Genomic DNA, 10,053 nt, shown 5'->3' on the forward strand with positions numbered 1-10,053 from the left:
GTCGCCACAAAAAAAGAGCCTCTTAAACCCCATGGAAAAGGTTATAAAGCTCTTGTCTGTTAATTTTTCGCTCTTTAGCAATGGTTTTTATAGCCTGATTAGGTTTCATGCCAGAAGCAATTAAAGCTTCAACAGCCTCTACTGGCGTAACATCTGATGTTAGATTTTCTTCCCTATCATTTTCAGAAGCTCCAGCCACAATCAGTAAACATTCTCCCTTGAGAGGATTACTAGCAATATAATCTAAAATTTCTGAAATTGATCCTCGCTGATACTCTTCATAAAGCTTGGTCAATTCTCGAACTAGCGTTACTTGACGGTTTCCATAGACCTCATACATATTTTTAAGGGTATCCGCCACACGGTAAGGTGACTCGTAAAAGATTTGTGTCTCAGGATAAGATACTTTTTCCTTGAAGAAATCAATCTGCTGTCCCTTTTTACGAGGCAGGAAGCCATAAAAAATATGAGGCTGAGGTGCTAAACCACTGGCAATCAAGGCGGTAATACCAGCTGATGCTCCCGGTAAGGCCACCACAGGAATATCCTCAGCAATGGCGGCTTTGACCAAATCATGCCCAGGATCCGAAATGGAAGGCATACCCGCATCAGAAACCTGAGCCAAAGAAAGACCTGACTTCAAACGCTCCAGTAAATCTGGAATTTTCTCATAGGCATTGTGCTCATGGAAAGAATACTGCTTAGTTTCAATCTCAAAGTGCTTGAGCAAGAGACCCGTATTGCGCGTGTCTTCCGCACAAATAAGATCCACCTCTTTCAGGATTTGCACACTGCGAAAAGTCATATCCTGCAAATTCCCAATAGGAGTGGGAACCAGATAGAGGGTGCCGTAGCTAGATTGCCCCTTAAAACTCTTTTGAACCTGCATGTTTAGTCTCCGTACAACAATTCTGCACAGAAGCCACAAGCTTCATTATTATCACGACGTTGGCCATAAAAATCTGGACAAATATGGAATCCATCATCGTAAATAGCCTCGAGGTTCACCTTACCATGAGACATTTTAGTCCCTGTCTCCTCCTGAACCACTTGACTCAAGTGCTCACGCAACTTGTCGTTTTCCAACTTGAGGGCCGTATTTTCATCCAGAATTCCTGAGAAGTTCGCCTTAATTGCTTCCACTTCTGCCAACATCGACATCAAATTTTGTGATAATTCCTCGAATTTATCATACAATTCACGCTTTTCCATTTAGCTGAACTTCCTCCACTCCATAAGTTAGGGGCGCACGCCCTTTTTCAAATACAACCTTAATGGTCCCTGCAATCACATCAATGGCAACGACCTGACCCGTGCCATCCTTGGTTTCAATTTCATCACCCAAGTCAGGATAACTAGCCTTGCTATCTCGGTAAAAGTCATCTTCATAACTGAGACAACACATAAGTCGACCACAGACCCCATTCATCTTACCAGAATTCAAAGATAAACTCTGATTTTTAGCCATCTTAATCGATACTGGTGGGAATTCACCCAAAAAACTAGAACAACAAAGTGCCCGGCCACAAGGTCCTAAGCCACCATAGATTTTTGATTCCTCACGACTTGAAATCTGACGTAACTCAATGCGTGTCTTAAAGTAAGAAGCCAGATCTTTGAGCAACTGACGAAAATCTACCCGTTTTTCAGCTACAAAACTGATTAACACATAAGAGTTATTTAGCGGAAAGACAATATCAACCACCTTCATATCTAGCTGATTTTGAGCAATTAATTCAGCCACTACTCCCATACTCTTTTCAGCCTTCAAAAGATTTTCATCATATCTAGCAAAATCTTTCTCTCCTGCCAATCCTTCAACCCGATTCAAATCCGCAGGCAAACTAACCTCAGGAAAATCTGTGTTTTCCATGACAACCTGGGCTAGGCGCTTATCTTTTTTCTCCAAAACGACTACAAAGTCATCTTTGGCGTAATTTTTATCAGGAACAACGTATTCTACTGCTCCAGTTTCTTCAAATTTTATTCCAATGACTTCTGTCATGATAATACCATATACTCCATCGCATTTTGAAAGCTGACATTAGCTAGCCACATTTTTCGTGCCTCATAAACTAAGTCTAGCCATCGCCTTGCTTGTGGATTTTGTATATCCTTCCCCATTTGATAAGTTAAAAAAGCCCAGACCATCTCTTGTTCCGACTTTTCACTACACTGGACAGCCAGTTTTGCAACGTCCAAATAAAGCAGGTCCTGATTAGATAGCAGGGACTGTGTGAAACGCTCTACTGTATTAATCAGATCAAGAATCTTATTATCTTTAGCTAAGTCTAAAGCCTGAACATCATCTTTAGCAAAGTCCGCCAACACTTTGGCTTGTGTCAGCAACAAGCCTTCCTTCTGCAGCAATTCTTCCAGATATGCCCGATTCTTTGGAAAATAAAAGAGTTGAGCTCGGCTTTTAATCGTAGGTAACATACGACTATCATCAGCTGTCAAAAGAAAAATATAAATCTGACTTTGAGGTTCTTCAATAAACTTTAATAGACTATTAGCAGCATTGATATGCATCTTATCTGCATCACGAATGATAAAAACCTGAGCCTGCCCCTCAAAACTTGATTGACTAAACTCTCTGGTCAACTGACGAATCGTGTCCGTCTTAATAATCTGTCCTTGTGGCTCTACTAATTTAACATCAGAAAAGTCCCCCTGTGCAATCAAGCGACAGGGACGACAGTGGCCACAAGGTAGACCATCCTCAGGAGTTAGGCAAAACCGACTCTGTGCTAGCCAAATAGCCATGTCGAGACTTCCAAAATCACCCGAAAACAAATAAGCATGACTCAAACGATTTTCCCTGATAATTTGTGAAAACTCTTCAAATAGTTTGCTTTGACTTTCAGCTAACTTCATCTTGCTCCTTATAAATAGCCTTTAATTACTTCCCAAGCTTGCTCTACAACATCCTCAAAAGCCTGTGAGGCATCGATTAACTTGATACGTTCTGGTTCAGCCTGTGCTAAATCTAAATAACCTTGACGTACACGCTGATGTAGGTCAAGCTTCTCTAAATCCAACCGATTGACTTCACGTTCGCCGCTGGCTGCAATGCGGGCCAAACCAGTCTCAGAATCCACATCAAACAATAGGGTCACATCAGGTTTATACCCATCAGTCGCATAGGCATTTAACCAGGCAATCTCATCCTGGTCCAAGCCACGACCAGTCCCTTGATAGGCAACTGATGAATCAATAAAACGATCCATGATGACCATATTGCCTTTTTCAAGCTCTGGCAAAACCTTCTCAACTAGATGTTGACGGCGAGCCGCAATATAGAGTAAGAGCTCTGTCTTAGCATCCATAGCCGTATTATCTACATCCAGAATAACCTCACGGATTTGCTCTGCAATAGCTACTCCACCTGGTTCACGTGTCGTCACGACTTGAGCTGGATAAACTTCTCTTAAACGTGGCAAAAGCGCCTCCAAAACTGTAGTCTTTCCAGCACCATCTGGCCCTTCGATTGAGATTAATAATCCTTTTGACATGATACTTCCTTTTTGATTTCTTTACTTTCTATTTTATCAAATTTTAGCTCAAATGAACAATCAAGGACAAAAGAAAACAGAGGTTTCTAAAAACCCCTTTTTTCTATCTGAGTACTTCTGACCATGCCGATTGCAGGTTTCGAACCTGTGACCTACGCGTTACGAGTGCGTTGCTCTACCAACTGAGCTAAATCGGCTAACACAGTTATTCTAACACTATGCCCTAAAAAGTCAAGTTCTGTATGAAATTTACAAAAAAGAACTTGGACTAGCCAAGCTCTTTCTTTTCTTACAATGATTTGTAAAGTTGACTTGCATTTTCAACAGTGAAACCATATTCTTTAAAGATACGGTCACCAGGTGCTGAGGCACCCCAAGTATCAATAGTAAGTGTTTTACCTGCAAGACCAACGTATTTGCCCCAACCAAAGCTAGTTCCAGCTTCGATAGCCAAACGTTTTGTCACAGCTGCTGGAAGAACTTCTTCTTTATATGCAGCATCTTGTTCATCAAAGAGATTTTGTGATGGCATTGAAACAACACGGACATGCACGCCTTCAGCTTCAAGAGCCGCTTGAGTATCAAGAGCCAATTTCACTTCAGAACCAGTCGCAATGATGATACCATCAAGATCACCTTTAGCTTCTGAGATAATGTAAGCCCCTTTATTGACACCAGCTTCAGCATTTTCAGCTGTACCATCAAGGACTGGCAAGTTTTGACGTGTCAAAACTAGCATTGTTGGACGTTCAGTCTCAGCCAAGGCACGTTTCCAAGCAGCATTAGTTTCATTACCATCTGCAGGACGGATAACGTTAAGGTTAGGCATTGAACGCACACTTGCCAATTGTTCGATTGGTTCGTGAGTAGGTCCATCTTCACCAACTGCTACTGAGTCGTGAGTCATAACATAAGTTACTGGCAAGTTTTGAAGTGCTGCCATACGTACTGCTGGAAGCAAGTAGTTTGAGAAGACGAAGAAAGTACCACCATAAACGCGAGTACCACCATGAAGAGCAATACCATTCATCGCTGCAGCCATAGCAAACTCACGTACACCGAACCAAATATTACGTCCAGCATAGTTGTCTGGTTGGAAATCAGACTCAGCCTTAACCATAGTATTGTTAGAAGCTGAAAGGTCTGCTGAACCTCCCCAGAATGAAGGAACTTGTTCAGAAATCTGTTGGATTGCTTGTTGGCTTGACACACGGCTAGCTACTGCTGAACCCACTTCATGAGCATTCAAGTCAACGTGTGCAGGTTCATTCGCAAAGGCAGCCTTGTATTCCGCAGCCAATTCTGGGTAAGCAGCTTCATATTCTGCAAATTTAGTTTGCCAAGCATTTTCAGCAGCTTCACCACGGAATTTAATACCAACTTCGAAACGACGTGCGACTTCATCTGGAACTGTAAATGCTGGTGCATCGTAACCGTAAACACCTTTTGCGTGATCAATGCCGTCTTGACCAATTGGAGCACCGTGGACAGCTGATGTTCCTTGTCCTTCAGCTCCGTAACCAATGATTGTCTTAACTTCGATAATAGATGGTTTATCTGTCTCAGCTTTAGCTTCTTCGATTGCTTTAGCAATAGCTTCCAAATCATTACCATCTTTGACAAGAATGTGTTGCCAACCATAAGCTTCAAACTTAGCCTTAACATCTTCAGTGAAAGCCATTGAAGTTGGCCCATCAAGTGAGATATCATTTGAATCGTAAAGAAGTACCAACTTACCAAGTTTAAGGTGACCAGCAAGACTAGCAGCTTCTTGAGAAACACCTTCCATCAAACATCCATCGCCATGGAGGGCATAAGTATAATGGTCAACAATATCAAAACCAGGTTTGTTAAATTTAGCTGCCAAGTGTGCTTCAGCCATTGCCATACCTACAGCATTAGCAATTCCTTGACCAAGAGGACCTGATGTTGCTTCAATACCATCTGTATGGTTAACTTCAGGGTGACCTGGAGTCTTAGATCCCCATTGACGGAAGTTCTTCAAGTCGTCCATTGTCACGTCGTAGCCAGAAAGGTGCAAGAGACTATAAAGTAAGGCAGAACCATGACCTGCAGAAAGAACAAAACGGTCACGGTTTGTCCAGTTACGGCTTGTCTTTGGATTAACATTCATCACATGGTTCCAAAGCACATAAGCCATTGGCGCTGCACCCATAGGAAGACCTGGGTGCCCAGAATTCGCGGCTTGAATTGCCTCGATCGAAAGCGAACGAATAGTGCTGACCGCCATTTGGTCAATTGCATCAAAAGTCATGATTCTAACTCTCCTTTTTTGGAAAAAATGCGGAGCATACAGACTATTAGCATCTGAGCTCTAGTTATACTACTTTCATTATAGCATATTATCTGTCTCTTTGGGCAATCCAATTCTATTTGTCAAACCCTAAACCTATAAAATAGAGTACCTAAAGCGTTCGTTTTTACAAACCTAAACCATTTGTCTTATCCCAAGCAATTTATTTGTAAAGCAATTCATCAAAAAACAAAAAAGCCGAGGGAAACCTCGACTTTATGTAAAATTATTTAACGAAGTCAAGCAATGCCAAGAAGCTTTCAGCTTCAAGTGATGCACCACCAACAAGAGCTCCGTCAACGTCTGGACAAGCCATGTATTCAGCAACGTTTTCAGGTTTAACTGATCCACCGTATTGAACACGTACTTTGTCAGCAACTTCTTGACCAAAGTCAGCAGCTACAACGTCACGAACAACTTTACACATTTTTTGTGCGTCGTCTTGTGAAGCTGATTTACCAGTACCGATAGCCCAGATTGGTTCGTAGGCGATTACTGTTGAAGCGACTTGTTCTGCAGTCAATCCAGCAAGAGCAGCTGAAACTTGAGCACCTACGAATTCTGCTGCTTTACCAGCTTCGTAAGTTTCAAGTGATTCACCACAACAGATGATTGGAAGCATACCGTTAGCAAAGATTGCTTTTGCTTTTTTGTTGATGTCTTCATCAGTTTCGTGGAAGTAGTCACGACGTTCTGAGTGACCGATAACAACGTAGTCAGTACCGATTTCTTTCAAAACTTGTGGGCTAGTTTCACCAGTGAAGGCACCAGCATTTTCAAAGTAAGTGTTTTGTGCAGCAACTTTAAGGTCTGAACCTTTAGCGGCAGCAAGTACAGCTGTCAAGTCAACTGCAGGAGCTGCGATACCAGCTTCAACAAGATCTGATGAAGGAAGTTTTGATGCTACAGCTTCTACGAATGCTTTTGCTTCTTCTGGATTTTTGTTCATTTTCCAGTTACCAGCGATAAATGGTTTACGTGACATTTCACATACCTCTTCTTTTATTTATTTACTCGTTTATTTTATCACAAATCCCTTACTATTACTAGGATTTTAGGAAAATTCCGAAAACTCAGCCTGCTTTATGTGTATTTATCACTATCAAAACTTAGATTAAGCATCTAAAACACCTCAAAAATATAATATTACGAGTATTTTTAAACACCAAAAAGAGCCGAGTAAACTCGACTCTCTCAATTATTGTCTGACGAATAATTGTATTGGGAACTTAATATTAATTAAGCTTCGATTTCAGATACGATACCTGAACCAACAGTACGTCCACCTTCACGGATAGAGAATGTTGTACCTTGTTCAACGGCGATTGGGTGGATCAACTCAACGTCGATAGTCACGTTATCACCAGGCATAACCATTTCAGTACCTGCAGGAAGTTCGATTGAACCTGTTACGTCAGTTGTACGGAAGTAGAACTGTGGACGGTAGTTGTTAAAGAATGGAGTGTGACGTCCACCTTCTTCTTTAGAAAGGATGTAAACTTCACCTTTGAATTTAGTGTGTGGGTTGATTGAACCAGGTGCAGCCAATACTTGACCACGTTCGATTTCATCACGTTGGATACCACGAAGAAGAACACCGACGTTATCTCCGGCAATACCTTCGTCAAGTTGTTTACGGAACATTTCAACACCAGTAACAACTGCTTTTTGGATTTCTTCTTTAAGACCAACGATTTCAACTTCGTCATTAACACGAACAACACCACGGTCGATACGTCCTGAAGCAACAGTACCACGACCAGTGATTGAGAATACGTCTTCGACTGGAAGCAACAATGGTTTGTCTGTGTCACGTTCTGGTTCTGGAATGTATTCGTCAACAGTGTTCATCAAGTCCATGATGATGTCTTCGTATTTAGAATCACCTTCAAGAGCTTTAAGAGCTGAACCTTGGATAACTGGAATGTCATCACCTGGGAAATCGTATTCTGAAAGAAGGTCACGGATTTCCATTTCAACCAATTCAAGCAATTCTTCATCGTCAACCAAGTCAACTTTGTTCATGAAGACGATAAGGTGTTTAACACCAACCTGACGTGAAAGAAGGATGTGCTCACGAGTTTGTGGCATTGGTCCGTCAGTAGATGCTACTACAAGAATCGCACCGTCCATTTGAGCGGCACCAGTGATCATGTTTTTAACGTAGTCCGCGTGTCCTGGCGCATCGATGTGAGCGTAGTGACGTTTTTCAGTTTCGTACTCAACGTGTGCAGTGTTGATTGTGATACCGCGTTCACGTTCTTCTGGAGCAGCGTCGATTGAAGCGTAGTCTTTTGGTGTGTTAACTGCGCTAGGAAGACGACGAGCCAATACAGTTGTGATAGCAGCTGTCAAAGTAGTTTTACCGTGGTCAACGTGTCCGATTGTACCAATGTTAACGTGTGGTTTACTACGATCGTATTTTTCTTTTGCCATTTAGGAAAAGCCTCCAATAAAATATATTTTATAGATAGACAGTAGGCAATACAGTCTAACTTTACTCTACTATTCTATCAAAATGTCATAGAATTGCAAGTATTTTATATAGTTTTCAATTTTTCTTTAGAGTAATCACAAATATTTCTTTCAGTATTTCTATTTCTACCACTTCTATAAGCTTTTAGTAATCCCTTGCTAATGCCAAACGCTATCAAGTAAAAAAAGAAGCCGAATTAACGACTTCTTCTTAAAGGTACGATTTTTTCATCTTGATTTTGCAATTCTTGGGTCTGAGATAACTCGTCCTCAATAGCTTGAACAATATTATCACGCTTTTCGTTGGCAGCAATATTTAAAACAAAAGCAATCCCAACAGAAGTTACCAGAAGCGAGTTACCACCTTGTGAAAGGAAGGGGAAGGTAACCCCTGTCGATGGGATTAGCCCTGAGATTCCCCCAATATTAACAAAGACCTGCATAAGCATGAGAGCTCCCACACCAAGCGCCATCATAGAGTTAAATGGATTTCTGGCCTTAACTCCCACAATCATAATACGAAGAATGAGGAAAAAGAGGAGGGCCAGAATCAAGCCGGCTCCGATAAGACCTAATTCTTCAATAACAATCGAAAACACAAAGTCTGTTGTAGCTTCTGGTAAATAACCAGTTTTCTCAATTGAATTTCCAAGCCCGAGACCAAACCATCCTCCATTACTCATAGCATAGTATGAATGAGATAGCTGAAGACCAGATCCTGTCAAATCCTTGAACGGATTAAAATATGCTGCGAAACGCTTGGCAACATATCCAAAGATAGGTACCTTAGCCATGGTTTGAACCCCAACCAAGGCAATTAAGCCTAGGAAGGCCGACGAAATCCCTACAATACTGGCAAATAAGGCCGTAAACCAACGGTAGCCAACACCAGAAATTGAAAACATCACTACTGTAGTCAATACAATGATAGCCGCATTCCCCAAGTCAGGTTGAATAGCAACCAAACCGATCATACCAAGCAAATAGACACGCCAGTCATTAAGTTCCTTACCATTCCTAGGAATCCATCTATTCTTCGTCAGGGCTTGGTAGTCATAACGTTCTATGGCAGACTGTTTTTTTGAAAAGGTGTGTGCCAAAAACCAAACAACAATGATCTTAAGGTACTCCGCCGGTTGGAAAGACAAGGGACCTAACACAATCCAACCATTGGCACCATTGATTTCCCTAGTAAAAAATTTGGCAATGACCAAAAGTAAAATCTCAAAGGCAATAACAACACCCAAAAGTTTATCTTTCCTGAGAAAGTTCAACTTCAGTCGGTAAATGAAAAAAATAGAGAACAAGGATAGCAACCAGAAGCCTCCTTGGTTTATAACAGATGCAAAGGGATTAGCTCCCAAGGCTACTAAACGAGCACTTGTTGTTGAATACACTACTATTAAACCAACCACGGATAAGATTAAATAAGGTATCAAGATGGTGTAATCTAAAAGATGCTTCTTTTCAATTTTCATATCTTTAAAAAACTCATACTTTCTATTACGTTACTCTACATTTTCTCTTAAAATATAAAGCTAACAGCTTATATTATAACACTTTGATACCTTAAACTAAAGCAAAAGCTAAATTAACCGTTTTCAGGACTGAAAATCTGATTATTTTATCTTACCTTCAGATAGGTTTTACAATGAGCTTTCTTTGATAACCTTGCTACTTCTTATGTTTTCTTTTTATGTTTTCTTTTAAGACAAACAAAAAACGGCTCTATAATTTCTGTAGTGGGTA

General features: G+C 41.0%; 9 protein-coding genes and 1 tRNA gene. All 10 read right to left on the reverse strand.

What is annotated here, in order from left to right; all coding sequences use genetic code 11:
* Window positions 1-22 precede the first annotated feature (22 nt).
* Entirely contained in the window at window positions 23-889 is an 867-nt protein-coding gene (gene rsmI / locus HMPREF2571_RS01170) for a 16S rRNA (cytidine(1402)-2'-O)-methyltransferase (protein WP_070847035.1), read from the reverse strand.
* A gap of 2 nt (window positions 890-891) precedes the next feature.
* Window positions 892-1,212 carry a DNA replication initiation control protein YabA gene (gene yabA / locus HMPREF2571_RS01175; protein ID WP_002887582.1) on the reverse strand — a complete coding sequence of 107 codons (321 nt, stop codon included), beginning with the start codon at window positions 1,210-1,212 and terminating at the stop codon, window positions 892-894.
* Entirely contained in the window at window positions 1,199-2,005 is an 807-nt protein-coding gene (gene ricT / locus HMPREF2571_RS01180; protein WP_013991003.1) for a regulatory iron-sulfur-containing complex subunit RicT, read from the reverse strand. The genes yabA and ricT overlap by 14 nt, the downstream gene beginning before the upstream one ends.
* Window positions 2,002-2,877 carry a DNA polymerase III subunit delta' gene (locus HMPREF2571_RS01185; protein WP_013991004.1) on the reverse strand — a complete coding sequence of 292 codons (876 nt, stop codon included), beginning with the start codon at window positions 2,875-2,877 and terminating at the stop codon, window positions 2,002-2,004. Before HMPREF2571_RS01185 ends, ricT begins: the two co-directional genes overlap by 4 nt.
* Before the next feature lie 8 nt (window positions 2,878-2,885).
* Window positions 2,886-3,515: a dTMP kinase gene (gene tmk / locus HMPREF2571_RS01190; RefSeq protein ID WP_013991005.1), complete on the reverse strand. Its 630-nt coding sequence runs from the start codon at window positions 3,513-3,515 to the stop codon at window positions 2,886-2,888.
* 124 nt (window positions 3,516-3,639) lie between these two features.
* Window positions 3,640-3,712: transfer RNA gene (locus HMPREF2571_RS01195), tRNA-Thr, on the reverse strand.
* Window positions 3,713-3,804: 92 nt separating this feature from the next.
* Window positions 3,805-5,790, reverse strand: a complete 1,986-nt coding sequence (gene tkt / locus HMPREF2571_RS01200) for a transketolase (protein WP_013991006.1) — start codon at window positions 5,788-5,790, stop codon at window positions 3,805-3,807.
* 265 nt (window positions 5,791-6,055) lie between these two features.
* The gene (gene tpiA / locus HMPREF2571_RS01205) at window positions 6,056-6,814 is read right to left on the reverse strand and encodes a triose-phosphate isomerase (protein WP_002885895.1); all 759 of its coding nucleotides are present in this window, start codon (window positions 6,812-6,814) and stop codon (window positions 6,056-6,058) included.
* A gap of 254 nt (window positions 6,815-7,068) precedes the next feature.
* Window positions 7,069-8,265 (reverse strand): elongation factor Tu, encoded by a 1,197-nt coding sequence (gene tuf / locus HMPREF2571_RS01210; RefSeq protein WP_002890213.1) that lies wholly within the window; start codon window positions 8,263-8,265, stop codon window positions 7,069-7,071.
* Window positions 8,266-8,501: 236 nt separating this feature from the next.
* Window positions 8,502-9,782, reverse strand: a complete 1,281-nt coding sequence (gene ftsW, locus HMPREF2571_RS01215; RefSeq protein ID WP_013991007.1) for a cell division peptidoglycan polymerase FtsW — start codon at window positions 9,780-9,782, stop codon at window positions 8,502-8,504.
* Between the last annotated feature and the right edge of the window lie 271 nt (window positions 9,783-10,053).

Source organism: Streptococcus sp. HMSC068F04 (assembly GCF_001837455.1).
Classification (GTDB): domain Bacteria; phylum Bacillota; class Bacilli; order Lactobacillales; family Streptococcaceae; genus Streptococcus; species Streptococcus salivarius_D.

What these genes read in the sequence shown, in the direction of transcription:
- tmk (WP_013991005.1), bottom strand. Translation starts at nt 3,515, where the DNA reads ATGTCAAAAGGATTATTAATCTCAATCGAAGGGCCAGATGGTGCTGGA.
- rsmI (WP_070847035.1), bottom strand. Translation starts at nt 889, where the DNA reads ATGCAGGTTCAAAAGAGTTTTAAGGGGCAATCTAGCTACGGCACCCTC.
- yabA (WP_002887582.1), bottom strand. Translation starts at nt 1,212, where the DNA reads ATGGAAAAGCGTGAATTGTATGATAAATTCGAGGAATTATCACAAAAT.
- tpiA (WP_002885895.1), bottom strand. Translation starts at nt 6,814, where the DNA reads ATGTCACGTAAACCATTTATCGCTGGTAACTGGAAAATGAACAAAAAT.
- tuf (WP_002890213.1), bottom strand. Translation starts at nt 8,265, where the DNA reads ATGGCAAAAGAAAAATACGATCGTAGTAAACCACACGTTAACATTGGT.
- tkt (WP_013991006.1), bottom strand. Translation starts at nt 5,790, where the DNA reads ATGACTTTTGATGCAATTGACCAAATGGCGGTCAGCACTATTCGTTCG.
- ricT (WP_013991003.1), bottom strand. Translation starts at nt 2,005, where the DNA reads ATGACAGAAGTCATTGGAATAAAATTTGAAGAAACTGGAGCAGTAGAA.
- ftsW (WP_013991007.1), bottom strand. Translation starts at nt 9,782, where the DNA reads ATGAAAATTGAAAAGAAGCATCTTTTAGATTACACCATCTTGATACCT.
- HMPREF2571_RS01185 (WP_013991004.1), bottom strand. Translation starts at nt 2,877, where the DNA reads ATGAAGTTAGCTGAAAGTCAAAGCAAACTATTTGAAGAGTTTTCACAA.